The organism is Zoogloea sp. (genome assembly GCF_023150065.1).
Lineage (GTDB): Bacteria > Pseudomonadota > Gammaproteobacteria > Burkholderiales > Rhodocyclaceae > Zoogloea.
Genome location: NZ_JAKLLN010000008.1, coordinates 121,672 through 148,160 on the forward strand (window position 1 = coordinate 121,672; position 26,489 = coordinate 148,160).

The following is a 26,489-nucleotide window of genomic DNA, read 5'->3' on the forward strand; positions in this document are numbered from 1 at the left end:
TTTTTGACGTGTGTGAAAAAGCACAAACCATTATTCGCTGTAAAAAAATCCGACACTCCGGATTGAATAAAAGCATTGCGGAGCGATAAACGGATCACTTCCCGCGCCATTCAAACGGGTTTAAAAATCGCGCTTACTAGTTGTTTTATTTATGTTTTTCAAAAAACAAGAAACACCCCCCTCCCCCCCATGCAGGGTCTTGCCCCCTACTTTTTCGCCTTCCAAAAACCCGCGAAATTCTCCGACAGGCAATAAGCCACACTCCCGGGAGACGAATTGACACTTTTTTGCAAAATAAGAAAAACAAATGCACACACGAAAATTCGGGGCTCGTAAACAGAAAAAAGACATCTTATTTGTTAAAAACGCTTAAATAGCCGCCAAGATCATCGTCACCCGGAAACGAAAAATGTGACCAAGTACGCAAGCAGCATCAAGGAGGCAAAAACCCCGTGACTTTTTAACATTTGGCATTTGGGGTCCTGTGGCACCATCGGCGTCCTGATTCATGCGGACACCGATTTCCGGTCTCTGCGCAGCACGACTAACCGAGCTTTCTGCCCATGCGCGAAACACCCTCATCCACCCCTGGCGAGGCGCCGGTCGACGGGATCATCGATCAGTTGATGTTCCTGGCGCACTTCTTCGGCAAGCGTGCCGATCCCTCCCAGCTGCTGGCAGACACCCCCGTGGTCGATGGCCACATCAGCGAGGCGCACATCCGCGAATGCGCTCAGCGCGGCGGCCTGTCCCTCAGCCGCAGTGTCAAGACGCCGGAGGCCTTCCGGCCGTCCGAGCTGCCGGCGCTGATCATCGTCGAGGGGGGCGATCCGCTGGTGGTGCTGAACCGCAAGGGTGACGACTTCGAGTGCGTGCAGCCGGGCATCCGTGGCAGCGTGTCCCTCAGCGCCGCGACCATCGCGGCCGACTACCCGGGCATCACCTACTTCGTGCGGCCGCTGGTGTTCTTCGACACCCGCAGCCTGCTCTACCATCTGCCGCGCCCGCGGCGCTGGTTCTGGGACACCCTGCTGGCCAACCGCGGCATCTACGGCTGGGCCCTGCTGGCCACCGTGCTGACCAACGTCTTCGCCGCGGTGATCCCCTTCTACACCATGTCGGTGTATGACCGCGTGGTACCCAACAACGCCCTCGACAGCCTGTGGGTGCTGACCGGCGCCGTTGCAGTGGTGGTGCTCTTCGATCTGGTCATCAAGATGCTGCGCAGCTACCTCCTTGAGGCGGCGGCGCGCAAGGCCGACGTGGCCATGTCGTCCCACGTGTTCGCCCATGCCCTGCGCCTGCGGGCGGCCAACCGGCCGGCCTCCGGCGGAGTGCTGGCGAACATCGTGCGGGACTTCGAATCGGTTCGCGAATTCGTCACCTCATCCACCCTGACCGCCCTGGGCGACGTGCCCTTCATGCTGTTCTTCCTGGTGCTGATCGGACTGGTCGGACACTGGCTGGTGATGATCCCGCTGGTGATGATCCCCCTGACCATCGCCTCGTCGCTGTTGATCCGGCGCCCCCTGATCCGGGTGCTCGGCGCCAACATGCAGGAGTCCGCCCAGCGCACCGCCCACCTGTTCGAGACCATGAACGGCGTGGACACCATCAAGGTTCTCGGTGCCGAGGCCTGGGCCCGCCGCCAGTGGGAGATGCTCACCGTCAAGATCTCCGAGAACTCGGTGAAGATGCGGGAGTGGACCTCCTTCGGGACTTACGTCTCCATGCTGGTGACCAACCTCACCACCATCCTGATCGTGATGTTCGGCGCCCTGCTGATCTCCGCCGGCGAGCTGACCATGGGGCAGCTGATCGCCGTGTCGATGCTGACCGCCCGGGCCATCACCCCGGCCACCCAGATCGCCGCCCTGATCGTGCGCTACGAACAGACCCGCCAGGCCCTCGACGCCCTCGACAAGATCATGGAGTCGCCCACCGACGAGACCGCCGACAGCCTGCACCTGCCGCGCATGCAGGGGCGCATCGACTTCCGCGACGTGCACTTCGCCTACCCGGACTGCCCGCCCGTGCTGAAGGGGCTCAACCTGAGCATCCGCCCGGGCGAGCGTGTCGGCTTCATCGGCCGCATCGGTTCCGGCAAGAGCACCCTGTTCAAGCTGCTCCTCAACCTTTACGGCCCCGGCCAGGGCAACGTGCTGGTGGACGGCATGTCGGTGAACCAGCTCGAACCCCAGAGCCTGCGCCGGCAGGTGGGCTACGTGCCCCAGGACGTGGTGCTCTTCCACGGCGACATCCGCGAGAACATCCTGCTCGGCAACAGCCAGGCCGGTGACGCCGAGATCCTCGAAGCCCTGCGCCTGTCCTGCCTCGACGAGACCCTGACCCAGATGCCCCACGGCCTGGGCACCCAGGTGGGCGAGCGCGGCGACCGCCTCTCCGGCGGCCAGCGCCAGGCTGTCTCCATCGCCCGGGCCCTGGTGCAGCAGCCCCGCATGCTGCTCCTCGACGAGCCCTCCAGCATGATGGACCCGGCCACCGAATCCCGACTCATCGAAAACCTGCGCAGCATCAAGGGCGTGACCCTGCTGCTGGTCACCCACCGCATGGCCATGCTGCCGCTGGTGGACCGGCTGGTCGTGGTCGACCAGGGCCGGGTGGTCCTCGACGGCCCGCGCGCCGAGGTACTGCGCAAGCTGCAGGGCGGCCCCGCCCAGGCCGCACCGAAGGAATACGCCGCATGAAAACCAACGCGCCCACCGCCACTCCACGCATCGACAGCGAGCCCGTCAGCCATCACCCCGACTTCGACCGGGGTCCGCGCCGGGCCATCCTGATCCTGCTGGGTGTCACGGCCCTGTTCTTCGTGCTGCTGTTTGCCTGGATGAGCCTGGCCCGGCTCGACATTTCGGTGAATGCCGTCGGTTCCGTCGTACCCTCGAGCCGGCTGCAGCAGATCCAGAGCATGGAAGGCGGCATCCTGCAGGCCCTCAACGCCCGTGAAGGTTCGGTGGTGAAGAAGGGCGACGTCCTCGCCGTGGTCCAGAACCTCCAGTTCGCGGCCGACCTGGGCGAGTCCCAGCAGAGCCTGTGGGGCGCCCGGGCCGCCCTGGTGCGCCTGGATGCGGAAGCCCGCAACATCACCCCGAGCTTCCCGCCGGATCTCGAACAGAGCGCCCCCGACCTGGTGCGCGAACAACGCACCCTGTGGCAGAGCCGCCGTCAGGAGCGCGAGAACACCCTCGAAACCCTGTCCCGCCAGATCAGCCAACGCCAGCAGGAGTTGGCCGAAGCCAAGGCCCGCCACCAGGCCCTGCAGGAAGCCATCGGCCCGGCCCGGGAAGCTCTGGCCATTGAGGAAAAACTCGCCGGTGCCGGTGCCGGTGCCCGCGCCGACCTGCTTGCCGCCCAGCAGCGCTACACCAGCCAGAAGGGTGAACTGGAGACTACCCGCATCGCCATCGGCCGCATCCAGGCCGCCGTGGCCGAAGCCCAGGCCCGCCTGTCGGAAACCCGCTCGCGCTTCCTCACCGAGACCAGCAAGGAGAAGAACGAGATCGAACTGCGCGCCGCCACCCTGGGCGAGCAGCTCACCGGCCGCAGCGACAAGGTGGCCCGCCGCGAGCTGCGTGCGCCCCTCGACGGCGTGGTGAACCGCCTCCTCATCCCCACCATCGGTGGCGTGGTGAAGGCCGGCGAGACCATCATGGAAGTGGTGCCGGCCGAAGAGCGCCTGCTGGTGGCAGCCCGGGTCAAGCCTTCGGACATCGCCTTCATCAAGCCCGGCCAGGAAGCCAAAATCCGCATCAGCGCCTATGACTCCTCCATCTTCGGCACCCTCGCCGGCCAGGTGGTACGGGTGGGCGCCGACGCCGTGGTGGATGCCGAGCGCAAGGACACCTTCTTCGAGGTCTTCCTGGAAACCCAGAAAAACTTCCTCGGCGAGCGCTCCGAGCGCCTCACCATCTCCCCGGGCATGGCCGCCGACGCCAGCATCCAGACCGGCAAGCGCACGATGATGGAATACATGCTAAAACCCATCGTCAAGACCTTCGACAAATCCCTGCGCGAACGCTGATGACCCCGTTTTTCACTGCTCCCCGCCGCCTCGCCGTGGTGCTGGCCGCTTGCGGCCTGCTCGGCGCCCCGGCCTACGCCGCCCCCCTGCCCAGCGTGGTGGACAAGGTGCTGCTGCAACAACCCAGCGTACGCTCCGCCCAGGCCCTGCTGCGGGCTACCGAGGCCCAGATCACCCAGGTGCGCTCCGACTTCCTGCCCAGCCTCGGGCTGAGCTACCGCAACTCCGACGCCCGGGACGAAACCCAGGGCCGCCCGGTGGACCGCAACGTGCGCCGCAGCGACGCCAGCCTGCGCTGGAACGTTTTCAACGGTGCCGCCGACACCAGCCGCCTGCGCTCCGCCGCCTTCAGCCGGGACGCCGCCGATGCCGACCTGGACAGCGTCCTCGAACAGGTCGCCTTCGAAATCACCGAAACCTACGCCGATGTAGTGCGTCTGCGCCAGACCATGAGCAGCCTGCAGGCCACCATCGCCCGCCAGGAGAGGGTCGAAACCAGCGTCGCCCAGCGTGTGGATGCGGGCCGCATCTCCTCGGCTGAGCTCGACCTGATGCACGTGCGCCTGATCCAGAGCCGCACCCTGCTCGGCCAGCTGCGGGCCCAGCTGGGCACCGCCGAGTACCGCTACCGCCTGCTCACCGGCGAAGCCCCCAATGAGCTGGTACCCCCGGGGATCCGCTCAAAGACGGTGGAAAACGACATCGACGCCCTGGTGGAACGCATCCACGAACGCAACCCCCGCCTGCGCGCCGCCCTGCAGCGCAGCTCGGCCCGCAAGGCCGACATCGGGGTGGCCCGGGGCAGCTTCTTCCCGGCCGTCGACCTGTCGGTAAACAAGCGCCTCGACAACAACACCAGCCCGGTCCCCGTCTCCGACACCGACCGGGCCGCCCAGCTCCAGGTCAGCATCGACATTCCCCTCGGCGGCAAGAACCTCGGCCGCCACAGCGAGGCCGTCGAACGTCACCAGGCCGCCCAGGCCGACGCCGACGACCTGCTGCTGAAGGTCTCCCGGGAGATCACCGATCTCTACCGGCAATTCACCGAAGCCCGCGAGATCGCCCCCCTCACCGAGCGAAGGGTGGTGGCGGCCCAGCGCGTGGCCGCGGCCTACGAACTCCATTTCGAAGCCGGCCGGCGCAGCCTCAACGACCTGTCCATCGCCCAGGAAGACCTCTTCAGCGCCCAGCGCGCCCTGATCGAAAACCGTGCCCAGCAGACCACCCTGCAGGCCCAGCTCCTGAGCCTGGCCGGCGAACTGCGCGAAACCCTGCGCACCCACTACCAACCGGCGCCCATCCAGCCCGAACTGCTGGGCACCACGCCCTACACCCCGGCCCTGGCCGCCGCCCCGGTGCCGGTGGTGGACGCCCTGCCCGCCCCGGAGATGGAGCTGGCGCCCGCAGCAGCAGCAAAGCCCGCCACGGCAGCCACCACCGAATCAGACGCCGCCAGCCCCGAGCAGCGTCTCGAAGCCTGGGCCGCCGCCTGGGCGGCACGCGACTTTGACGCCTACCGGGCCTTCTACGTGGCCGACTTCCAACCCGGCAAGGGGCGCAGCACCGCCGACTGGGAAAGCGAGCGCCGCACCCGCGTCAGCCAGGCCCAGTCCCCCAGCATCCACATCGACAACCTGAAGCTGCGCCCGCGGGGCACCGAACGCCTGAGCACGCGCTTCACCCAGCATTACAGCGCCGGTCACTACCGGGACACGGTGCGCAAGCAGATCGACTGGGTGAAGGTGGACGGCCAGTGGAAGATTGCCGCCGAAACGGTACTCGCACCACCGGCCCCCCGCCCGACGGGCCCCACCACAGAGGCCACCCAGTAGTTCAGGGAGCCCGCCGCCCCATGAGAAGCCAGGCACCTGCCTGGCTTTTTTCTTTCGGCACGTAGCAAGGACATACCCCGATGGCGCTGTCGACGGCTTTTACAATCCGCCACATTCGCAGCCTTGCCCAAATTTGCATCCAAGACGCAAACATCTGATTTTTAGACAGAAATCAGCATTTGTTGCATAAATTCAAAACTGGCGTCGAATTTGCTAAACCTTTGGAAATACATCACTTTTCCGGCACTCAGCCCAAAGGATCCGATCATGCGCCTGCTCGCCACCGCCCTCGTCGCTGCCCTGGCCTCCGCCCCCGCCCTCGCCGCACCCGCCTACTGGACCGACTGGACCAGCACCAGCAACGTGGCCTCCGCGGTCATCGGCGATCTGACCGTCGGCAGCAGCACCGTCGGCGTGACCTTCTCCGGCCCCTATGCCTTCGCCCAGACCGCCGGCGGCACCAACTACTGGGCCACCAACCCGGCCATCTACACCAGCACGACGGTCGACAACGGGCCGACCACGGCAGACATCGTCGCCCTCAATGGGGGTGGAACGAAGACCATCACCTTCTCCCAGAGCGTGCATAACCCCCTGATCGGCCTGGTCAGCTGGAACGGCAACACGGTGGATTTCGGCGTGCCGATCAACATCCTCAGCTACGGCGCCGGCTTCTGGGGTAATGGCACCCCTATCCTCAATGGCACGGGCACCGGCTTTTTTGGTAGCGGTGAAGTGCATGGCGTGATCGAACTCATCGGTGACTACACCTCGATCACCTTCACGGACACCAGCGAGAACTGGCACGGCATCACCGTCGGCGTGCTCGGTGTCAGCAACCCCGGCACCCAGGTGCCCGAGCCGGCCTCCCTGGCCCTGCTGGGCGGCGCCCTCGGCGCCCTGGTCATGGCCCGCCGCAAGCGCTGAGCGCTGCGTCCCCCAGAAAAAATGCAGCCCACGGGCTGCATTTTTTTGTGCACGTCCCTTCAGGAGGAGCGCTTCTCACACTTGCTGAGCGAAAGCTGCCGGTTCATTCCCGTCCACCGCGAACCGGTGCGGTCTTGCAGGGCCAGGCAAGGCGAGGACTCAGCCAGGTATGCGCGGCGTGCATCTGTCTGCCTTGCAGTCTCCCCGACGTGGCCGTTCCAAAGATGCGAATGCACCAATTCGGATACTCAATGCACTAAAATGGTGCACACATACACTCCGAACGAGACATGCCGCATGAAATACACCTCACTCGAATCCTTCCTGTCCTACGTGAATGGACGCAACCCGGGCCAGCCCGAGTTTCTGCAGGCCGTCGGCGAAGTCATGTCCAGCCTGTGGCCCTTCATCTCCAACAATCCGCGCTATGCTGAACATGCCCTGCTCGACCGCCTGGTGGAGCCGGAGCGGGTCATCATGTTCCGGGTGTCCTGGATGGACGACAAGGGCGACGTGCATGTGAATCGCGGTTACCGTATCCAGCACAATTCGGCCATCGGCCCCTACAAGGGCGGGCTGCGCTTCCACCCGTCGGTGGACCTGTCCATCCTCAAGTTCCTGGCCTTTGAGCAGACTTTCAAGAACGCCCTGACCACCCTGCCCATGGGCGGCGGCAAAGGCGGCTCGGACTTCGACCCCAAGGGGCGCAGTCCGGGCGAGGTGATGCGCTTCTGCCAGGCCTTCATGACCGAACTGTACCGCCACGTGGGCCCCGACACGGACGTGCCGGCCGGTGATATCGGCGTGGGCGGGCGCGAGGTGGGCTACATGGCCGGCATGATGAAGAAGCTTTCCAACCAGGCAAGCTGCGTCTTTACCGGCAAGGGCCTGGCCTTCGGCGGGTCGCTGATCCGCCCGGAATCCACGGGCTATGGCACCGTCTATTTCGCCGATGCCATGCTGCGCCACGCCGGCCGCAACCTCGAAGGCCTGCGCGTGGGGGTGTCCGGTTCCGGCAACGTGGCCCAGTACGCCATCCAGAAGCTGCTGCAGGTGGGCGCCCGACCCATCACCTGCTCCGACTCCAGTGGCACCGTTATCGACGAGGAAGGCTTCACGGACGAGAAGCTGGCCATCCTGATGGATGTGAAAAACCACCACTACGGCCGCGTCTCCGACTATGCCCGTCAGGTGGGCGTCCGTTTCGAAGCCGGCGTGCGCCCCTGGCACGTGCCGATGGACGTGGCCCTGCCCTGCGCCACCCAGAACGAACTGGACGCTAACGACGCTGCCATCCTGGTCAGAAACGGCGTGATCGCCGTGGCCGAAGGCGCCAACATGCCCACCACGGTGGATGCCATCAAGTTCTTCGAACACAGCGGCGTGCTTTACGCCCCCGGCAAGGCCAGCAACGCGGGGGGCGTGTCCACCTCCGGCCTGGAGATGAGCCAGAACGCCATGCGCCTGTCGTGGACCCGCGAAGAAGTGGACGCCCGCCTCAAGGAGATCATGACGGGCATCCACGCCGCCTGCCTGAAGCACGGCCAGCGACCCGATGGCAGCGTCAGCTACGCTGACGGCGCCAACATCGCCGGGTTTGTCAAAGTGGCCGAAGCCATGCTGGCCCAGGGGGTGATCTGAACTGACAGACCTCCGGCAACGGGCCATGGCGCAGTGCCCCTCCGCTCCCGGTGGCGACAGGGCCGCAGGACCGCGGGGAATCGCAGATCAGCGCCGGGCGCCGTCCGGGGGAACGCTCTCCCCCGCGCTCTTGCCCGGCTCCGCCGCATCCCCGCCCCGGAGCGCACGTACCCCGTAAACCACCGGCATCGACACGAGCACCCCGCCAAGCACGGCCACGTCGATAGCCGCATCGAGGGGCAAAGTGGCAATCAACAGGCCCTGGGCGGGATAGCCGTACCATCGCCTGTAAGGGCTTTCGACGGTAATCAGATCCTCCCCCCGGACGGTACTGCGCCTGACATCGAATCGTCTCGGCACACCCTCGTGCAGGAGGGTGACGTCGCCCTGGGCTGGATTCGCCCAGCGCACTTCGGCCGGCTTCACGAGAAGCCGGCCGGCCGGCTCGCCGCCGGGTTCCGTGCTCAGGGACGAGTAGGGAATCGCGGCGAAGTGGAGCACCGCTCCGCTCGGCATGGAACGCGGCGCATCCGTCAGGGCAAGCTCCACACCCTCCGCCCCGGACGGCAGGACAGCCGTTCCGTTCAGCGAACGGGCGCCTATGCTGGACACCACGGTGGACGTGACTGCACAGCCCCCCAGCGCCAGGGCAAGAAAAGGCAGGGCAAAGCGCGCATGAAGCGGGGTGCGCCCGGGTAGCATGGTCATGAGCAGGCTCGAGGGTGATGAAACCTCAAGTATGACAAAAACGACACGGGACAGGCCGCCTTTCGCCAGCGGGATGCTGGCCAGCCGTACTCACAACCCCAGCTCACCCCACATGGCATCCACCCGCGTCTTCACCTCGTCGTCCATGACGATGGGGGTCCCCCACTCGCGCTGGGTCTCGCCGGGCCACTTGTTGGTGGCGTCGAGGCCCATCTTGGAGCCGAGGCCGGCCACCGGGCTGGCGAAATCCAGGTAGTCGATCGGGGTGTTGTCCACCAGGGTGGTGTCCCGGGTGGCATCGATGCGGGTGGTCAGGGCCCAGATCACTTCCTTCCAGTCACGGATGTTCACGTCGTCGTCCACCACGATGATGAACTTGGTGTACATGAACTGGCGCAGGAAGCTCCAGATGCCGAACATCACTCGCTTGGCATGGCCGGGGTATTGCTTCTTGATGCTCACCACCGCCAGACGGTAGGAGCAGCCCTCGGGCGGCAGGTAGAAGTCGACGATCTCGGTGAACTGCTTCTGCAGCAGGGGCACAAAGACTTCGTTGAGCGCCACCCCGAGCATGGCCGGCTCGTCGGGCGGCTTGCCGGTGTAGGTGCTGTGGTAGATCGGGTCGGGCCGGCTGGTGATGCGCTCGATGGTGAACACCGGGAATTCCGACTGCTCGTTGTAGTAGCCGGTATGGTCGCCGTAGGGCCCTTCCAGGGCCATCTCGCCCGGATGGATCACGCCTTCCAGCACGATCTCGGCCGAAGCCGGCACCTGCAGATCAGACCCGATACACTTGACCAGTTCGGTCTTGGCCCCGCGCAGCAGGCCGGCAAACTGATATTCGGAGAGGGAGTCGGGCACCGGCGTGACGGCGCCCAGGATGGTGGCCGGATCGCAGCCCAGCACCACGGCCACCGGGAAGGGCTTGCCCGGGTTGGCCTTCTGGAATTCGAGGAAATCCAGCGCACCGCCCCGGTGGGCCAGCCAGCGCATGATCACCTTGTTGGGGCCGAGCACCTGCTGGCGGTAGATGCCCAGGTTCTGGCGGGTCTTGTTGGGGCCGCGGGTCACCACCAGGCCCCAGGTGATCAGGGGCGCCACGTCGCCGGGCCAGCAGTGCTGGATGGGCAGGCTGGCCAGATCCACTTCGCTCCCCTCCTTGACCACCTGCTGACAGGGCGCCGACGACACCACCTTGGGCGACATGTTGAGCACCTGCTTGAACATGGGCAGCTTGTCCCAGGCATCCCGGAGGCCCTTGGGGGGCTCGGGCTCCTTGAGGAAGGACAGCAGCTTGCCCACCTCGCGCAGGGCGCCCTGCCAGTCGTCACCACTCACCCCCATGCCCAGTGCCACCCGCTGGGGGGTGCCGAAGAGGTTGGCCAGCACCGGTACGGCGTGCCCCTTGGGGCGCTCGAAGAGGATGGCCGGGCCACCGGCGCGGAGCACCCGATCGCAGATCTCGGTCATTTCCAGGTGAGGGTCGACCTCGACGGAAATCCGCTTGAGCTGGCCCAGGCGTTCCAGTTGGAAGATGAAGTCACGTAGGTCGGTATAGCGCATGGGGCGACGAATGGATTGGATTGAATGGATGAAAAGGAAAGGGCTGCAAAGCAGCCCCGTACCTTACCTGAATCCGGCCCGCCGCAACCCGGCAGGCGCCGGTCTCAGTCGAGAAGTGCGTTGATGGCCCTGATGTCGTCCTCCGCCAGGGAACCCGCAGCCGCCTTGAGCTTGAGCTGGGCCATCAGGGTGTCGTAGCGGGCCTTGGCCAGCTTCTGGCGGGTGTCGTAGAGCTGGCTCTGGGCGTTGAGCACGTCGATGTTGATGCGCACGCCCACGTCATAGCCCAGCTTGTTGGCATCCAGGGCCGAGGCCGAAGACACCTGGGCGGCCTCGAAGGCCTTCACCTGGGCGAGCCCGCTGGTGACGCCGAGGTAGGCCTGGCGGGCATTCTGGGCCGAGCTGCGGCGGGCGTTGTCGAGATCGGCCGCCGCCTTGTCGCGCAGGGCCGCAGCCTCGCGCACACGGGAGCTGACGGCGCCGCCCTGGAAGACGGGGACGTTTACCTGCAGGGCCACGACGGTCGAGCGGATGTCGGTATTGACGAAGTTGGCCAGGGCGTTGGCCGTGGCGTTGTTACCGTAGGAGGCCACCACATCGACGGTGGGCAGATGCCCGGCCCGGTTGCGCTCCACCTCGCGGCCGGCGATCTCGCCGGCGATCTGGGCGGCCTGCACCGACAGGTTGCTAGCCTCGGCAGCCGTCACCCAGGACTGGATGTCGGCCGGGTCGGGACGGCTCAGGGCCACGCCCTTGCGCAGGCCCTTGAGGGCATCGGCTTCCTTGCCGGTGAGCACCAGCAGGGCATGGCGCTTGACGGCCAGATCGCTCTCGGCGGCAATCACCTGGGCGGACGACAGATCAGCCCGGGACTGGGCCTCGTGGACGTCGGTGATGGTGACGGTGCCGACCTCGAAACTCTTCCTGGCCAGGGCCAGCTGCTGGTTGTTGGCCTCGTAGAGGGCACTGACCGCGGCCAGGGTGTCCTGGGCCGTCAGCACGTCGAAATAGGCCTGGGCCGCACGCAGGGTCAGGTCCTGTCGGGCCAGCTGGTACTGGGCTTCGGACAGGGTGGTCTGCAGCTCGCCCTGCTTGTACTGGACCCAGTTCTGCCAGCGGAACAGGGGCTGGGTGAGCTGCGCCTGCCAGCCGTTGCTGTTGTAGCCGCGGGTGACGTCGGGGTTGAGATGCTTGAGGGTGAGGTCGTTCCAGGTGGTATTGCCCGTCACGGACAGGGACGGCAGCAGCAGCGCACGCCCCTGGGGCAGTTTCTCGAGCCCGGCCTCGCGGGAAGCCCGGGCCGAAGCCAGGGCGGCATCGTTGGCCAGCGCATCGCGATAGACCTGCTCAAGATCTGCCGCCAGCGCACCAGGCGCCGTCAGGCCCGCAGCCAGTCCCAGCGCAATTGCCAGCACCGCAGGTCGCGCAATCCGTCTCATCAGCTTCTCCGTCCGTGGGTTCGGGTGCATCAGTACTGGGGCATGGACGGGTCGACCTGGGCCGCCCACTGGGCCACCCCGCCGGCCAGGTTGATCAGGTTCGAAAAACCCTGACGCTCCAGGAACATCGCCACCTGCATGCTGCGCCCGCCGTGATGGCAGATCACCACGATCTCGGCATCCGGCTCGAGCTCCTGCATGCGGGCCGGTACGCTGGCCATGGGCATGGGGATGGAACCGGGAATGGCGCAATGGGCGAACTCGACGGGCTCGCGGACATCGAGCAGGACAGGGGCCACGCGGCCCTCTTCCTTCAGCCAGTTGGCCAGCTCCGTGGGGGTGATCTGCTTCATGGACTCAGTCGCTCAGAACTTGAACTCACTCTTGCGCGGTGCATTGCGCATCATGGGCACGGCGTTTTCAAAAAGGGATTCGGTGCGGTACTGGCCTTCGGCCACGCAGGTGACCAGCTGGGCGGTCATCAGGCGCTCGTCACCGACGAAGGCGAACAGGCGGCCACCCACCTTGACCTGCTGCAGCAGGGATTCGGGGATCTGGGGCACGCCGCCGGACACCACGATCAGGTCGTAGGGTGCATTGCTGGGCCAGCCACAGATCGCATCGCCTTCTTCGACGATGACGTTCTCGACGCCGTAGCGCTTGAGGTTGTCATGGGCCATGTTGACCAGGGCCGGTTCGATTTCGACGGTGCGCACCCAGTCGGCCTTGGCGGCCATCAGCGCGGCGAAGTAGCCGGAGCCGGCACCGACTTCGAGCACCTTGTCGGAACGCTTGACCTGGATAGCCTGCAGGATCTTCCCTTCGATGACCGGCACCAGCATGCTGCCGCCGTGGCCAAGGGGAATTTCGGCCTCGGACAGGGCCAGGGACTTGTAGGCCTCCGGCACGAACTCCTCGCGGCGGATGCTCATCAGCAGGTCGAGCACGCCGAAATCCAGCACCTCCCAGGGGCGGATCTGCTGCTCGACCATGTTGTACCGTGCTTGTTCGAAATTCATTGTGTGACTCCCGGGTAAATATTAGCACAGGCTAATATTGATGATCTGCATGCCTGAGCGATTGCCAAAAACTTTCGAATTTTAGCGTACTTGGGCATGGCTTAGATCATTCGCGTCACCCATCGTGCCCGGCTCGCGCTTCACCCGGTACCAGGCGGCATACAGGGCCGGCACGAAGAGCAGGGTCAGCAGGGTGGCCACGATGAGCCCGCCCATGATGGCCACCGCCATCGGCCCGAAGAAGGCGCTGCGGGTCAGGGGGATCATCGCCAGCACGGCCGCCGCCGCGGTCAGGGCGATGGGGCGCAGGCGGCGCACCGCCGATTCGACGATGGCCTCCCACACGCTCAGGCCCTTCTCCACGTCCTGCTCGATCTGATCCACCAGGATCACCGAATTGCGCATGATCATGCCGAACAGGGCGATGGTGCCGAGCATGGCCACAAAGCCGAAGGGCTTGTTGAACAGCAGCAGGAACAGCACTACCCCGATCAGCCCCAGGGGCGCCGTCAGCACCACCATGGTGGTGCGCGAGAAGCTCCCCAGCTGCACCATCAACACGGTAAACACCACCGCCAGGAACAGCGGGAAGCCGGCATTCACCGAGCTCTGCCCCTTGGCGCTCTCCTCCACCGCGCCACCGGTCTCGATGCGGTAGCCAGCGGGCAGGCGGGCGCGGATGGGCTCCAGCAGCGGCAGCACCTGGGCGGTGACCGTGGGCGCCTGGATGCGGCCGTCGTAGATCTGGCCGCGCACCGAGATGCTCGGCTCCCGGTTGCGGCGCCACACCAGGCCGTGCTCGTAGGCATGGCTCACCGTGGCCACCTGGCCGAGGGGCACCGACTTGCCGGCCCGGGTGGGAATGGACAGCTCGCTGATCAGGGACAGCTTGTCCCGCTCCACCGCGTCGGCACGCAGCATCACGTCGATGGACTCGATGCCCTCCCGGTAGCTGGTGGCGGCCAGGCCGCGCAGGGAGGTGTTGAGGAAGTTGGCCACGTCCTGGGTGGTGATGCCGAGCAGGCGCGCCTTGTGCTGATCCACGTCCACCTTGAGCACCTTGGACTGCTCGTACCAGTCCATCTGCACATCCGACAGGTTCGGGTTGCCGCGCATCACGCCGGCAATCTCCTCGGCGTACTGGCGCACCGTGGGGATGTCCGGCCCACTGATCCGGAACTGCACCGGAAAGCCCACCGGCGGGCCATTTTCGAGCCGGTTGATGCTGGCCCGCAGATTGGGGAAGTCCTGCTTGAACAGGGCGATCATGCGCTCGCGCAGGGCCTCCCGGGCCGGTACGTTGTCGGTCAGGATCACGAACTGGGCAAAGTTGGCGGCCGGCAGCTGCTGGTCGAGGGGCAGGTAGAAGCGCGGGCTGCCGGTGCCCACGTAGGCCACATAGTTGGTGATGCCTTCCTCCTTGTTGAGGATGGCCTCCACCTTCTCGGCCTCGGCCTGGGTGGCGCGCAGGCTGGACCCTTCCGGCAGGCGCAGGTCGATCAGCAGCTCCAGCCGCGTCGAGCTGGGGAAGAACTGCTGCTGCACCGAGCCGAAGCCCACCATGGCACCGATGAAGATCACCAGCGTGGTGCCGATCACCAGCCAGCGCCGGCGCACGCAGGCATCCACCAACGCCCGGAAGCGGTTGTAGAAAGGCGTACGGAACACGGCATCCTCATCGCCCTCCTCCACATGGGGGTCACCCAGGCCGATGCGGTCCTTGAAGGCATCCAGGCGCGGGAAGCGGGTGGAGAACCAGCTCGCCTTCTTCGGCCCGCGGGGGTCGGGCAGCAGCACGTAACCCAGGTAGGGCACCACCACCACAGCCGCCAGCCACGAGGCCAGCAGGGCAATGGCGTTCACCTGGAAGATCGAGCGGGTGTATTCGCCGGTGGAAGACTGGGCCGTGGCGATGGGCAAAAAGCCGGCCACCGTCACCAGGGTGCCGGAGAGCATCGGCCCGGCCGTGCTGGTGTAGGCAAAGGCCGCCGCCTTGGAGCGCTCCCAGCCCTGCTCCATCTTCACCAGCATCATCTCCACGGCGATGATGGCGTCGTCCACCAGCAGGCCGAGGGCCAGGATCAGCGCGCCCAGGGAGATCTTGTGCAGGCCCACGTCAAACAGACGCATGCCGAAGAAGGTCACCCCCAGCACCAGCGGAATCGACAGGGCCACCACCAGGCCGGTGCGCAGCCCGAGAGAGAAGAAGCACACCACCAGCACGATGATCACCGCCTCGGCCAGGGACTGCACGAACTCGCTGATCGAGCGCTGCACCGCCGCCGGCTGGCTGGCCACCTCCACCAGCTCCATGCCCACCGGCAGGCGCGCCTGGATGCCCGCCGCGGTGGTCTTGAGGTCGCGGCCGAGGGCGATGATGTCGCCCCCCTTGGCCATGGACACCCCCAGGCCCAGGGCATCCTGGCCCTGGAAGCGGAAGCGCGGCGCCGGCGGCTCCACGAAGCCGCGGGCCACGGTGGCGATGTCGCCGATGCGGAACTCCCGGCCACCGGCCCGGATGCGCGTCTCGCGGATCGCCTCCACGGTGTCGTAGGCGCCGCTGGGGCGCAGGTAGATGCGCTCGTTACGGGTCTCGAAATAGCCCCCCGGGGCCACCGCGTTCTGCCGCGCCAGGGCGTCGGTGACCGTCTGCACGTCCAGCCCCAGGGTGGCCAGCTTGGTGTTCGACAGCTCGACGTAGATGCGCTGCTCCTGCTCGCCGATCAGCTCCACCTTGGCCACGCCGGACACCCGCAGCAGCTCGGCGCGGATGCGGTCGCTCTCGGCCTTCAGCTGGGCGTAGTTGAAACCGTCTCCGGTCAGGGCGTAGATGTTGCCGAAGACATCGCCGAACTCGTCATTGAAATAGGGCCCGCGGATGCCGCTGGGCAGGTTGCCCTTGATGTCACCGATCTTCTTGCGCACCTGATAGAAGACTTCCGGCACCTCCTTCGCCGGCGTCGAGTCCTTGGCCACGAAGAGCACCACCGATTCGCCGGGACGCGAATAGCTGCGGATGGTGTCCACGAAGGGCACTTCCTGCAGCTTCTTCTCGATACGGTCGGTGAGCTGCTCCTCCACCTCCCGGGCCGACGCGCCGGGCCAGTCGGTGCGCACCACCATCACCTTGAAGGTGAAGGGCGGGTCTTCGGACTGGCCAAGCTTCTGGTACGACATCACTCCCACCAGGGCCAGGGCCACGATGAGGTAGCGAACGAGGGGCTGATGGCGCAGGGCCCATTCGGAGAGATTGAAGCGCATCACCCTCAGCTCCCCGCCGCCACGGCCGGCGCCGCAGCCGCCATGGCGCGCAGGGGCTGACCGGCCACGATCTTGTGCACACCAGCGGCGGCAATGCGCTCACCCGGCTTCAGCCCACCGGCAAGCAGCACTCCGTCCTCGCGAAACTGGCGCACCGTCACCGGGCGCAGCTGCGGCTTGAGCACCTCGCCCTCGGCCTGCAGCACCCATACCGCGCTGCCCCCCTGGTGCTCGAACACCGCGCTGGCCGGCACCAGCAGGGCGCCGGCAGCGGCCGCCGCGTCGGGCAGGATGACGTTGGCCGTCATGCCCAGCTGCACCGCGGGGCCCGGGTCGACGATCGTCACCCGCACGGCGTAGGTCCGGGTGGCGGCATCGGCGCTCGGGGCGATCTCCCGCACCCGGCCCTTCAGGGCCACATCGGGGCTGGACCACAGGCGCACCTCGATGGCCCCGGCCTTGCGCAGGTCGGCCAGCCGGCTCTCCGGCACGGCGATCAGCACCTCCCGCTCGCCATCCCGGGCCAGGCGCATGACCGGCGTCGAATCCTTGACCACCTGGCCCACCTCCGCCGCCACCGCGGTGATCACCCCGGGCTGATCCGCAGTGAGGGTGGTGTAGTTCTTCTGGTTACCGGCCACCGAGGCCTGGGCCCGGGCCTGCTCGACCCGTGCCGCGGCCGACTTGAAGGCCGACTCCTTGGCATCGAGCACGCTGCGGCTGACGAAGTTCTTGCCCACCAGATCCCGGTAGCGCTCCACTTCGGCCTTGGCAAAGGCGTATTCATTCTGCGCCGCCGCCAGCTGGGCCCGGGAAGCCTCGGCGTTCAGCCCCGCATCGGTCGGGTCGAGACGGGCCAGCACCTGGCCCGGCTTCACCACCGCCCCCACATCCACCCGGCGCTCGATGACCTTGCCGCTGATGCGGAAAGCCAGATCGGACTCGTGGCGGGCGCGCACTTCCCCGGAGTACAGAGCCCCGGCAGCCACCGGCGTGAGGGCCAGGGTATGCACCACCACCGGCCGCGGCGCCTCGACCACCGGCTCGGGCTTTGAACAGGCGGCCAGCACGGCCATGGCGAGAACGCCGACAAGGAAGCTGCGATTCATGGGCGGGACTCCGGCAGGGGGGCAGCCCGCAGGCCGCGAAAGATCATCTCGAAATAGGTGCTGAAATAGGCGTCGGGCAGGGTCCGGGTGACTTCGCAGCAGGACATGGAGTTCTTCCACACGGCCTGCATCAGCAGCGGAAAGAACACCAGCTGGCGCACCGTCTCCACGTCCATGTCACGGAACACGCCGCGCTCGACGCCGATCGCGTAGGCCCGGCCGAGCAGGGCCATCCAGCGCACGATCACGGCTTCGTGGTGGTAGCGCGCCACCTCGGGGAAGTTGCCCGCCTCGGAGATCATCAGCTTGCAGATGCCCCCCAGGTCGGTGGAGCCCACCTTGTCCCACCAGCCCTGCAGGATCTCCCGCAGCAGGCGCTCGGGATCGTCCTGCAGCGTCTCCAGCTTGGCCTCAAACTCCTCGAAAAGGGGCACCACGCCCTCCTCGATGACGGCCTTGAAGAGTGCTTCCTTGCTGTCGAAATACAGGTACAGGGTGCCCTTGGACACCCCGGCACGGGCCGCCACCTCATCCAGCCGGGTGGCGGCAAAGCCTTTCTCGATGAACAGGGACAGGGCCGCCGCGGCCAGCTCGGCCGGACGGGCCTCCTTGCGCCGCTGGCGACGGACGATTTCGACGGGACTCATGGTGCTCCACCAAATTACTAACTGACTGGTCAGTAATTTAGTGGAGCACCTGCCGCTTGTAAAGACAGCGGTCACAAAAAGGCATGACCGCCCCTTGATGCGCGCCCTCAGCGCAGGCTCAAGCGATTACCGGCAGGCACCAGGAAAGCCGCCCCCAGCAGGGCTTCATGGCGCTGCGCGCCGCTGACCACCTGCGGTCGCCCGCCCGGCCCCGCTTCCAGACGCTCAGGCCGCAACCCTTCCGGGGTGGCCCAATGCTCGAGCAGCCGGCCGCTGTAGGCGTCATGCACATCGAGGCCTCGCTCCCCGAGCACCCACACCCGCCGCCCCTCGCGCTGCAGATGCACCGCCAGCAGTCGCCCCCGCCCCGCCGTGCGCAGGGTGGCCAGGGGCGTGACCCCACGGCTCAGGTCGAGCACCTGCACCGCGCTGCCACCGGCCTGGGTCACGATCACCCACTTCAGGTCGGGGGCATCGAGCAGGACGTCCCCGGCCACGGCGGTGCCGGCAGCGACAGCCAGGGCGAGGGCGGAAAGGCAATGACGGACACTCCGGGACATGACGGGACTCCCCACAGGAAAGATGACGAGACCTGACAATATCGGACACTTTCAGCCCTACACAGATACACTATTCAGACAAAACACTCTTCCGTACCGGCCATTTCAACCCGATTGGCCCGGCCCGGCGACCGATACACCGGAGCGTCCCATGCTGCAGATCGTCCTTTCCGCCGACAGCCCCACCCCGCTGGTGGACCAGATCGTCACCGCCATCCGCACCCGCATCGACGACCGCATCCTGCGCCCCGGCGCACGCCTGCCGCCGATCCGCCAGTTTGCCGAGCAGCACGGCGTGTCCCGCTTCACGGTGGTCGAGGCCTACGACCGGCTGGTCGCCCTGGGGCACCTGCAGTCCCGCCGGGGCTCGGGCTTCTACGTGGCCAACCGCCCGCTGCCGGTCCGCGCGGCCCAGTCCGGCGACGCCATGGAGCGGGCCATCGACGCCGCCTGGCTGATGCGCGAGATGGCCCACGACAGCCCCGACCGCATCCTCGCCGGCGCCGGCAGCCTGCCCCCCGAGTGGCTCGACGAGGCCGGCGTGCTGCGCGCCCTGCGCACCCTGAGCCGGCGCAGCGACGTGCGCCCGGTGAGCTACGGCTCCGCCCAGGGCTACGCGCCCCTGCGCGCCCAACTGCAGGTGCGCCTGGCCGAGATCGGCATCGGCGCCACGCCCGAGCAGATCGTGCTCACCTACGGCGTGCACCAGGCCCTCGACATCGTCTGCCGCTACTTCCTCAAGCCCGGCGACTGCGTGCTGGTGGACGACCCCGGCTACTGGAACCTGTTCGGCAACCTGCGCCTGTACGGCGTGGCCCTGCTCGGCGTGCCGCGCACCCCGGAAGGCCCGGACGTGAAGGCCCTCGAGGAGATCCTCGCCCACCACCAGCCGCGCCTGTTCTTCACCCACTCGGTGCTGCACAACCCCACCGGCTGCAACCTGTCGCCGGCCAACGCCTTTCGCGTACTGCAGCTGGCCGAGAAGCACGACTTCATGGTGGTGGAAGACGACATCTACGGCGACATCGCCCCCGATGCCGCCACCCGCCTGGCCAGCCTCGACCAGCTCTCGCGGGTGATCTACACCGGCAGCTTCTCCAAGACCATCTCGGGCAACCTGCGCGTCGGCTTCCTGGCCTGCCGCCCCGACCTGGCCCATCTGTTCACCGACGTGAAGATCGTCTCGATGCTGTCGTCGGCCGAGCTGTCGGAACAGCTGATCCACCAGCTCCTCACCGACGGCCACTACCGCAAGCTGGTGGATCGCCTGAAGGGGCGCCTGGCCGAGGCCACCGGCCGCACCCTGCGCCTGCTCGAACGGGTCGGGCTGCAGCCCGATCCGGAGCCCGCCGGCGGCCCCTTCATCTGGGCGCGCATCCCCGGCATTGCCGACAGCTCCGAGCTGGCCCGCCGGGCGGCCCGGGAGGACATCCTGCTCGCCCCGGGCAACGTCTTCCGCCCCCAGAACCAGCCCTCCGGCTTCCTGCGCTTCAACGTGGGCTTCTGCGCCCACCCGCGCTTCGAGCGTTTTCTCGGCGACGCCCTGGCCGCGGCGACACAAACGCCAACAACGTCACACTCGGAGCTCAGGCAAGCTTAAAGATCCACGGGGCGAGCCCGTTATTGGAGCACTCGCGTCCGTGGGACGCCCTGTTCAACCTGCCAGCCTTGGGGAGCCTCACCGTGATCGAACAGACACTGCCCGCTCCGTGCGGGGCCACCGATCCACTCACCGGACCGCTGGTCGACTGGCCCGGCCTCGAAACCCAGTTCCGTGGCAAGACGCGGTTTGTCACCGGCCTGGCCGAGAAGGCCCTGAAGAACTACCGGGCCAGCGCCGAGCGCCTGCACCAGCTCGCCGCCGGCGACGGTGAATACGCCGACATCGCCTTCCTCGCCCACAGCATCAAGGGCACGGCCGGCTCCCTCAAGGCTTTCGAGGTACAGGCCCTTGCTGCGGCCACCGACCAGGCCGCCCGCATCTCCGACCCCCAGTGCCGACTCCTGGCAGCCCAGCTCGCCGCCCTCCTGCACCGGCTCATCGCCGAACTGGAAGCACGCGTCCAGGGCTGAGCCCCCTGCCCTGGGCCACGAACAAGATCCGCGGCCAAACGATCAGAAGACGACGGCGCCAGAAAAACGGGCACAGCGTCCACGAGCATCAAGGTCGCACCAGCGCCGCCACCAATTCATCCACCGCAGCTTCGGCCTGACTGATCGAATCAGCCAGCCGCCTATCGCCGAACTCGTCATACTCGACGGCAAGGCTGTGCGTGTCCGTCACGCCGATGTAGGCAAAAGCGGTCCGCACCGATGCTTCCACATGGTTGCGGTCCGACAGGCGCTGCCCCTCGGCGTATCCGTGATCACCCCGCGACGAGAGGATCACCAGGCGCTTGCCGGCATCCGCCAGCAGCGGCCAGTAGGGATCACCGGCACGGCTGCGGTCGAACCCGAACGTACGCCCCACACGGACAATGTTGTCGATGTAAGCCTTGAACTGCGCCGGCGGACCGAAGTTGTACATCGGTACGCCAGCAACGATGAGATCGGCCTGGAGCAGCTCGTCCACCAACATGTCGCTGACACGCAACACCTCCTTCATCCATGCCTCCCGCGCGGCCTCGAGCGTGAAAGCGGCGTGGATCCACCGGCCGGAGACAGGCGGCGGGGGCTCCATGCCCACATCACGGTAGATCACCTTCGCGCCGGGCTGGGTAGCCACCCATTGCCGGACAAAGCGCGCCGTGAGCCGACGCGTGTGTGATCCATAGGCTGTCGTGTCTGAACTGCCAGGGCGGGCGCTGGCGTCAATATGCAATAGCGTGGTCATGCCGAAGAGCTCCATGGGTGAGATGAAATCATGCAAGGACCAGTTTCATCCCATTGGAAACGGCTCACAAACGATCAATACTCAACCAATGAGTGACATGAGATCATTCGTTCATGACCACCCGGCTCCCCTCTCTGAGCGCCTTGCGCGCCTTCGAAGCCGCAGCCCGACTGCGCAGCTTCAAGCGGGCTGCAGAAGAGCTCTCCGTCACCGCCACAGCAATCAGCCACCGCGTTCGGGTGCTGGAGGAGTACATCGAACGTCCCTTGTTCGTGCGCAAGGTCCGTGCGGTAGAACTGACACCCGATGGCCAGACCTTGCTCGTGGCGACGAGCAGCGGCTTCCAGATGATCGCCGAAGCTGTCGAACACGTGCGCCGGCCACCACGCGCTCCGGTGACGCTATCGGTCACGCCAGCCTTTGCCACCAAGTGGCTGGTACCCAGGCTGGCCGCATTCCAGTCAGCCCACCCGGACATCGATCTGCACGTCCATGCCTCCAACGCTCCGGTCGACCTCAACGCCGGCACCGCGGATCTGGCGATCAGGTACGGGCACGGCATGTACCCTGAGGTCATTGCCCGCCTGTGGCGGGAAGACCACTTCGCCCCCGTCGCCAGCCCGGCGCTGGAGACGACGACGCGCCTCGATGCATCCCAATGGCCACGGATCCATTTCGACTGGCACCGCCCGCAACCCGTAGACCTGACCTGGGCCGCCTGGGCTCGCAAGACTGGCCGCGCGCCCGAAGAGTTTTCCCCCGGCATCCGGTACTCAGAGGAAAGCCACGCCATCCAGGCCGCCGTCGCAGGCCAGGGCGTCGCCCTATTAAGTCTGCTGCTGGTCGAAGAAGAGCTGCGCCTGGGGCTGTTGCGCATAGTCTCCGAACCCGTGCTCGACGGTATGGCCTACCACATACTGAAACCCGCCCGACGGCAATCCTCCGAGGCGGTTTCGACGGTGGAGAACTGGCTGATGCAATTCGTTTGACTGGCGTCAGCGGCGGCCGCCCGGCAGTTCATCAGGCGCCGCCTGGCCCGCCGCAAGCCCCTCGAAGCAGGGGATTCATCTGAAGCAGAACGCCACCGCTGGGCTCAAATAAAAAGGGCCGATCCTCAGACCGGCCCCCTTCTCCCGCTTGGTCACCCCTGCGCGTCAGCGCGATTCCTTGATCAGGCGCCCGCGGACCGACTGCACCGGTCGGGCGTTCATCGGATACAGCCGGGAGAAGATGGCGATCTGCTCGGCCGACACCTGGGCCGGCTGCTTCATCACCATCCACATCACCCCCTCGCTGCACGGCGGCGTGGTGAGGGAGCCCATGTAGGTGTAGTAGCTGCGGTTCTCGGGCAGCAGCTGGTTGAGGTCGATGGCCACACCCTCGGGCGAGTAATCGGAGTGCTTCTCGAGGGGCAGGTTGTTCCACAGGGTCTGCATCACCGGATGGGCCTGGCCCCGCTCCAGCAGCACCGCCACCACCGCCAGGCGTCCGTCCAGATCCTTGTGCACCAGGTGCACCACCATGTCGAAGCCCTTGCCGTTGATGCGCTCCTCGGACGGGCGATGGAAGTGGAACTGGACCAGGTCGTACATGCGGCCCATCACTGCAATCGTGTTGCCCGGGCCGAGGTTAACCTGGATGGTGTGCCCGTTGTCGATGATGCGGAAATTGGACGGGCGGTAATCGAAGCGGATGGGCTCCAGATCCACCTTGATGCCGTCGCGGATGTCGATCGGCGACTGCCGCTCACCCACGTTGCACAGCTGCCATTCCGGCTTGAGGGTGCCCCAGTTGGCCGGCGCGCCCTCCCCGTCGTAGCTCCAGTGGATCTCGTGATGGGCCAGCGGCGTGCCGGGGGCACCTGCGCCATGCGCCGCATGGGCCTCACCGGACACGACCGGCGAACGCACCACCCGGGGCCGCGGACGCGGCGGCGGCACATAGGCCGGCACCCGACGCACTTCCGGCGGCGGCGCTTCGGCCTGCACCGGCCTTTCGGGCACGGGCTCCGCCTTGGGCGGAGGAGCGGGCTTGTCGATGAAGTTCTTCTTGATGGGGATGGCCGGCTCAGCGCCATGCTCGCCCTTGCCTTCGGACACCTTGGTCACCGCCGGCTTGTCCGCCGTCTTGGCCGGACGATAGTCGGCCACCCGCAGATCCTGCTTGCCGGCCTGGGCCGCCTGAGCGGCTTTCGAGGCATTCATGGCCAGCTGGGAGATGTCCTTCGACGCACCCCCACCGGCAGGCTTGCACACGTCCCGCCACAGCTTCTCATCCACGCTGCCGGCAGCCACCGGCATGTCCTTCTCGACCTTGACCTTCTCGTCCTTCACCACCGACGAATCGGCGTCCAGATAGACCCGCTTGATGGTGGCGAAAGTCTGGTTGCGGCAGTCATAGCGATTGAGCGCCTTGACGGTGGTATAGCCTGCGCTTTCCGCTTCGGAGTCGGCCAGCACGATGCGCCCCCAGGCCACTTTGGTGCCCGGGTCGGACTGGAGGATGCTGGCGCGGTCGAGCTCGATGGTGCGCTTCTTGTCGGAAGCAATCATCTGCCAGTCGGCCGCCAGGACCGAGGTCGTGCCGGCAGCCAGCAGAAGCGCAGCGAGGGGATGCATGCGTGAGCGCATGTTTTCTTCTCCGGAAGAGTGCGGGGCCATGCAAGGCCCGGATGCCTCACATTTCGGCATCCGGGCCCAAAAGCTTTAGCCGGCGCCACAGCGCCCCACCCGACACCCACCCAAAAACCCCGCCGCCGCATGTGGCGAACCACAAAACCCCCGCAAAATCTTGCCTTTAGGGGGCGCTTCCAGTACTTTGCGGGCCATACGTTAGGGGTGCCGGTGTGCGCAGTCGCACGGCTGAGACTTACCCTCCGAACCTGATCCGGGTCATGCCGGCGTAGGGAAACGTGGCTCCTGCCGCCTTTCCATCCGCTGGCAGCCCTCCCCAAGGAGCCTTCATGAACGCCACCGACAAATTCCTCGCTGCCTCGGCCCACGTGGACGAAGCCGCCGTTGCCCCCCTGCCCAATTCCCGCAAGGTCTATCTCCCGGGCTCCCGCCCCGACATCCGCGTCCCCATGCGCGAGATCTCCCAGGCCGACACCCCCACCGGCTTCGGGGGCGAGAAGAATCCGCCGATCTTCGTCTACGACTGCTCCGGCCCCTATACCGACCCCGCCGCCCGTATCGACATCCGCTCCGGCCTGCCCGCCCTGCGCCAGGGCTGGATCGAGGAGCGCGGTGACACCGAGGTGCTGCCCGATCTGTCTTCCGAGTTCGGCCGCGCCCGCGCCGCCGATCCCAAGCTCGACTCCCTGCGCTTCCCCGGCCTGCACCGCAAGCCCCGCCGTGCGGTGGCCGGCGCCAACGTCTCCCAGATGCACTATGCCCGCAAGGGCATCATCACGCCGGAGATGGAGTTCGTCGCCCTGCGCGAGAACGTGAACCGGGCCGCCTATCTGGAGAGCCTGCGCGCCACCGGGCCCATGGGCGAGAAGATGGCCGGCCTCCTGGGCCGCCAGCACAAGGGCCAGGATTTCGGGGCCTCCATCCCCGCCGAGATCACGCCGGAGTTCGTGCGCTCGGAGGTGGCCCGCGGCCGCGCCATCATCCCCAACAACATCAATCACCCGGAATCGGAGCCGATGATCATCGGCCGCAACTTCCTGGTGAAGATCAACGCCAACATCGGTAATTCGGCCCTGGGCTCGTCCATCAACGAGGAGGTGGACAAGATGACCTGGGCCACCCGTTGGGGCGGTGATACGGTGATGGATCTGTCCACCGGCAAGAACATCCATGAGACCCGCGAGTGGATCATCCGCAATTCCCCCGTGCCCATCGGTACGGTGCCCATCTACCAGGCGCTGGAGAAGGTGGACGGCAAGGCCGAGGAGCTGACCTGGGAGATCTTCCGCGATACGCTGATCGAGCAGGCGGAACAGGGCGTCGATTACTTCACCATCCACGCCGGGGTGCTCTTGCGCTATATCCCGATGACGGCCAACCGGATGACGGGCATCGTGTCCCGCGGCGGCTCGATCATGGCCAAGTGGTGTCTGGCTCACCACAAGGAGAGTTTCCTCTATACGAACTTCGAGGAGATCTGCGAGATCATGAAGGCCTACGATGTGGCTTTCTCGCTGGGCGACGGGCTGCGCCCGGGGTCGATCTATGATGCCAACGATGCGGCCCAGCTCGGTGAGCTGGAGACCCTCGGCGAGCTGACCGACATCGCCTGGAAGCACGATGTGCAGACGATCATCGAGGGGCCGGGCCATGTGCCGATGCACATGATCAAGGAGAACATGGATCTGCAGCTGAAGCACTGCAAGGAGGCGCCGTTCTACACGCTCGGACCGCTCACCACCGACATCGCGCCGGGCTACGACCACATCACCAGTGGGATCGGCGCGGCCATGATCGGTTGGTACGGCACGGCCATGCTGTGTTACGTGACCCCCAAGGAGCACCTGGGCCTGCCGGACAAGAATGATGTGAAGGAAGGCATCATCACCTACAAGCTGGCCGCCCACGCGGCCGACCTGGCCAAGGGCCATCCGGGGGCGCAGATCCGTGACAATGCCCTGAGTAAAGCCCGCTACGAGTTCCGCTGGGACGACCAGTTCAACCTGGGCCTGGACCCGGACAAGGCCAAGAGCTTCCACGACGAGACCCTGCCCAAGGAGTCGGCCAAGGTGGCCCACTTCTGTTCCATGTGCGGGCCCCACTTCTGTTCCATGAAGATCACCCAGGACGTGCGCGACTTCGCTGCCAAGCAGGGCATCGCCGAGGCTGAGGCCCTGCAGAAGGGCATGGAGACCAAGGCGGTCGAGTTCGTGAAGGCGGGGGCCGAGATCTATCGCAAGGTGTAAAAGGCAGCGGGGGGCACTGTAGTGCCCCC

20 protein-coding genes and 1 riboswitch are annotated in these 26,489 nt (G+C 66.3%); of the genes, 9 read left to right on the forward strand and 11 right to left on the reverse strand.

Annotated features, from left to right (window positions below; translation table 11 throughout):
* Positions 1-563: 563 nt before the first annotated feature.
* The 5 genes from L6Q67_RS11815 to gdhA all read left to right on the forward strand — a co-directional run bounded on the left by L6Q67_RS11815 (position 564) and on the right by gdhA (position 8,442).
* Positions 564-2,708 (forward strand): type I secretion system permease/ATPase, encoded by a 2,145-nt coding sequence (locus tag L6Q67_RS11815; RefSeq protein WP_296569508.1) that lies wholly within the window; start codon positions 564-566, stop codon positions 2,706-2,708.
* Positions 2,705-4,042 (forward strand): HlyD family type I secretion periplasmic adaptor subunit, encoded by a 1,338-nt coding sequence (locus L6Q67_RS11820; protein WP_296569510.1) that lies wholly within the window; start codon positions 2,705-2,707, stop codon positions 4,040-4,042. Before L6Q67_RS11815 ends, L6Q67_RS11820 begins: the two co-directional genes overlap by 4 nt.
* Positions 4,042-5,874: a TolC family protein gene (locus L6Q67_RS11825; RefSeq protein WP_296569512.1), complete on the forward strand. Its 1,833-nt coding sequence runs from the start codon at positions 4,042-4,044 to the stop codon at positions 5,872-5,874. Before L6Q67_RS11820 ends, L6Q67_RS11825 begins: the two co-directional genes overlap by 1 nt.
* Positions 5,875-6,141: 267 nt before the next feature.
* Positions 6,142-6,801 (forward strand): PEP-CTERM sorting domain-containing protein, encoded by a 660-nt coding sequence (locus L6Q67_RS11830; protein ID WP_296569514.1) that lies wholly within the window; start codon positions 6,142-6,144, stop codon positions 6,799-6,801.
* 297 nt (positions 6,802-7,098) lie between these two features.
* Positions 7,099-8,442, forward strand: a complete 1,344-nt coding sequence (gdhA, locus tag L6Q67_RS11835) for an NADP-specific glutamate dehydrogenase (RefSeq protein WP_296569516.1) — start codon at positions 7,099-7,101, stop codon at positions 8,440-8,442.
* 87 nt (positions 8,443-8,529) lie between these two features.
* Here gdhA and L6Q67_RS11840 read toward each other — a convergent pair whose 3' ends face one another.
* The 9 genes from L6Q67_RS11840 to L6Q67_RS11880 form a co-directional block, all read right to left on the reverse strand.
* Positions 8,530-9,150, reverse strand: a complete 621-nt coding sequence (locus L6Q67_RS11840; RefSeq protein WP_296569518.1) for a hypothetical protein — start codon at positions 9,148-9,150, stop codon at positions 8,530-8,532.
* Between the two features lie 90 nt (positions 9,151-9,240).
* Entirely contained in the window at positions 9,241-10,713 is a 1,473-nt protein-coding gene (gene ubiD, locus L6Q67_RS11845; protein ID WP_296569520.1) for a 4-hydroxy-3-polyprenylbenzoate decarboxylase, read from the reverse strand.
* Between the two features lie 104 nt (positions 10,714-10,817).
* Positions 10,818-12,152: a TolC family outer membrane protein gene (locus L6Q67_RS11850; RefSeq protein WP_296569521.1), complete on the reverse strand. Its 1,335-nt coding sequence runs from the start codon at positions 12,150-12,152 to the stop codon at positions 10,818-10,820.
* A 29-nt stretch (positions 12,153-12,181) separates the two neighbouring features.
* A complete protein-coding gene (locus tag L6Q67_RS11855; RefSeq protein ID WP_296569523.1) occupies positions 12,182-12,505 on the reverse strand; it encodes a rhodanese-like domain-containing protein in 324 nt (107 codons plus the stop codon).
* Between the two features lie 12 nt (positions 12,506-12,517).
* Entirely contained in the window at positions 12,518-13,171 is a 654-nt protein-coding gene (locus tag L6Q67_RS11860; RefSeq protein WP_296569525.1) for a protein-L-isoaspartate O-methyltransferase, read from the reverse strand.
* An 81-nt stretch (positions 13,172-13,252) separates the two neighbouring features.
* On the reverse strand, positions 13,253-16,432 hold the full coding sequence (locus tag L6Q67_RS11865) for an efflux RND transporter permease subunit (RefSeq protein ID WP_296569527.1): 3,180 nt from the start codon (positions 16,430-16,432) through the stop codon (positions 13,253-13,255).
* Positions 16,433-16,437: 5 nt separating this feature from the next.
* Complete coding sequence (locus L6Q67_RS11870; RefSeq protein ID WP_296569529.1) at positions 16,438-17,541, reverse strand: efflux RND transporter periplasmic adaptor subunit; 1,104 nt, start codon at positions 17,539-17,541, stop codon at positions 16,438-16,440.
* Positions 17,538-18,188, reverse strand: coding sequence for a TetR/AcrR family transcriptional regulator (locus tag L6Q67_RS11875; RefSeq protein WP_296569531.1), 651 nt, complete (start codon positions 18,186-18,188; stop codon positions 17,538-17,540). Before L6Q67_RS11875 ends, L6Q67_RS11870 begins: the two co-directional genes overlap by 4 nt.
* A gap of 107 nt (positions 18,189-18,295) precedes the next feature.
* A complete protein-coding gene (locus tag L6Q67_RS11880; RefSeq protein WP_296569533.1) occupies positions 18,296-18,748 on the reverse strand; it encodes a hypothetical protein in 453 nt (150 codons plus the stop codon).
* 151 nt (positions 18,749-18,899) lie between these two features.
* Here L6Q67_RS11880 and L6Q67_RS11885 point away from each other — a divergent pair, with 151 nt between their 5' ends.
* On the forward strand, positions 18,900-20,348 hold the full coding sequence (locus L6Q67_RS11885; protein WP_296569535.1) for a PLP-dependent aminotransferase family protein: 1,449 nt from the start codon (positions 18,900-18,902) through the stop codon (positions 20,346-20,348).
* A gap of 83 nt (positions 20,349-20,431) precedes the next feature.
* A complete protein-coding gene (locus L6Q67_RS11890; RefSeq protein ID WP_296569537.1) occupies positions 20,432-20,821 on the forward strand; it encodes an Hpt domain-containing protein in 390 nt (129 codons plus the stop codon).
* Between the two features lie 88 nt (positions 20,822-20,909).
* On the opposite strand, the gene L6Q67_RS11895 is transcribed toward L6Q67_RS11890, so the two are convergent.
* Positions 20,910-21,617 carry an NAD(P)H-dependent oxidoreductase gene (locus L6Q67_RS11895; protein WP_296569539.1) on the reverse strand — a complete coding sequence of 236 codons (708 nt, stop codon included), beginning with the start codon at positions 21,615-21,617 and terminating at the stop codon, positions 20,910-20,912.
* 77 nt (positions 21,618-21,694) lie between these two features.
* Between L6Q67_RS11895 and L6Q67_RS11900 the strand changes: the two genes are divergently transcribed.
* Entirely contained in the window at positions 21,695-22,570 is an 876-nt protein-coding gene (locus tag L6Q67_RS11900) for a LysR substrate-binding domain-containing protein (RefSeq protein ID WP_296569541.1), read from the forward strand.
* Between the two features lie 165 nt (positions 22,571-22,735).
* On the opposite strand, the gene L6Q67_RS11905 is transcribed toward L6Q67_RS11900, so the two are convergent.
* On the reverse strand, positions 22,736-24,211 hold the full coding sequence (locus tag L6Q67_RS11905) for a carbonic anhydrase (RefSeq protein ID WP_296569542.1): 1,476 nt from the start codon (positions 24,209-24,211) through the stop codon (positions 22,736-22,738).
* A 193-nt stretch (positions 24,212-24,404) separates the two neighbouring features.
* Positions 24,405-24,506, forward strand: a riboswitch (TPP riboswitch).
* 37 nt (positions 24,507-24,543) lie between these two features.
* On the opposite strand from L6Q67_RS11905, the gene thiC reads away from it, so the two are divergent.
* Positions 24,544-26,460, forward strand: coding sequence for a phosphomethylpyrimidine synthase ThiC (gene thiC / locus L6Q67_RS11910; protein WP_296569544.1), 1,917 nt, complete (start codon positions 24,544-24,546; stop codon positions 26,458-26,460).
* The last annotated feature ends 29 nt before the right edge of the window (positions 26,461-26,489 follow it).

Bases quoted from the DNA above. Each gene is read 5' to 3' on its own strand.
- L6Q67_RS11815 (WP_296569508.1), top strand. From the start codon at position 564: ATGCGCGAAACACCCTCATCCACCCCTGGCGAGGCGCCGGTCGACGGG.
- L6Q67_RS11820 (WP_296569510.1), top strand. From the start codon at position 2,705: ATGAAAACCAACGCGCCCACCGCCACTCCACGCATCGACAGCGAGCCC.
- L6Q67_RS11825 (WP_296569512.1), top strand. From the start codon at position 4,042: ATGACCCCGTTTTTCACTGCTCCCCGCCGCCTCGCCGTGGTGCTGGCC.
- L6Q67_RS11830 (WP_296569514.1), top strand. From the start codon at position 6,142: ATGCGCCTGCTCGCCACCGCCCTCGTCGCTGCCCTGGCCTCCGCCCCC.
- gdhA (WP_296569516.1), top strand. From the start codon at position 7,099: ATGAAATACACCTCACTCGAATCCTTCCTGTCCTACGTGAATGGACGC.
- L6Q67_RS11840 (WP_296569518.1), bottom strand. From the start codon at position 9,150: ATGACCATGCTACCCGGGCGCACCCCGCTTCATGCGCGCTTTGCCCTG.
- ubiD (WP_296569520.1), bottom strand. From the start codon at position 10,713: ATGCGCTATACCGACCTACGTGACTTCATCTTCCAACTGGAACGCCTG.
- L6Q67_RS11850 (WP_296569521.1), bottom strand. From the start codon at position 12,152: ATGAGACGGATTGCGCGACCTGCGGTGCTGGCAATTGCGCTGGGACTG.
- L6Q67_RS11855 (WP_296569523.1), bottom strand. From the start codon at position 12,505: ATGAAGCAGATCACCCCCACGGAGCTGGCCAACTGGCTGAAGGAAGAG.
- L6Q67_RS11860 (WP_296569525.1), bottom strand. From the start codon at position 13,171: ATGAATTTCGAACAAGCACGGTACAACATGGTCGAGCAGCAGATCCGC.
- L6Q67_RS11865 (WP_296569527.1), bottom strand. From the start codon at position 16,432: ATGCGCTTCAATCTCTCCGAATGGGCCCTGCGCCATCAGCCCCTCGTT.
- L6Q67_RS11870 (WP_296569529.1), bottom strand. From the start codon at position 17,541: ATGAATCGCAGCTTCCTTGTCGGCGTTCTCGCCATGGCCGTGCTGGCC.
- L6Q67_RS11875 (WP_296569531.1), bottom strand. From the start codon at position 18,188: ATGAGTCCCGTCGAAATCGTCCGTCGCCAGCGGCGCAAGGAGGCCCGT.
- L6Q67_RS11880 (WP_296569533.1), bottom strand. From the start codon at position 18,748: ATGTCCCGGAGTGTCCGTCATTGCCTTTCCGCCCTCGCCCTGGCTGTC.
- L6Q67_RS11885 (WP_296569535.1), top strand. From the start codon at position 18,900: ATGCTGCAGATCGTCCTTTCCGCCGACAGCCCCACCCCGCTGGTGGAC.
- L6Q67_RS11900 (WP_296569541.1), top strand. From the start codon at position 21,695: ATGACCACCCGGCTCCCCTCTCTGAGCGCCTTGCGCGCCTTCGAAGCC.
- L6Q67_RS11905 (WP_296569542.1), bottom strand. From the start codon at position 24,211: ATGCGCTCACGCATGCATCCCCTCGCTGCGCTTCTGCTGGCTGCCGGC.
- thiC (WP_296569544.1), top strand. From the start codon at position 24,544: ATGAACGCCACCGACAAATTCCTCGCTGCCTCGGCCCACGTGGACGAA.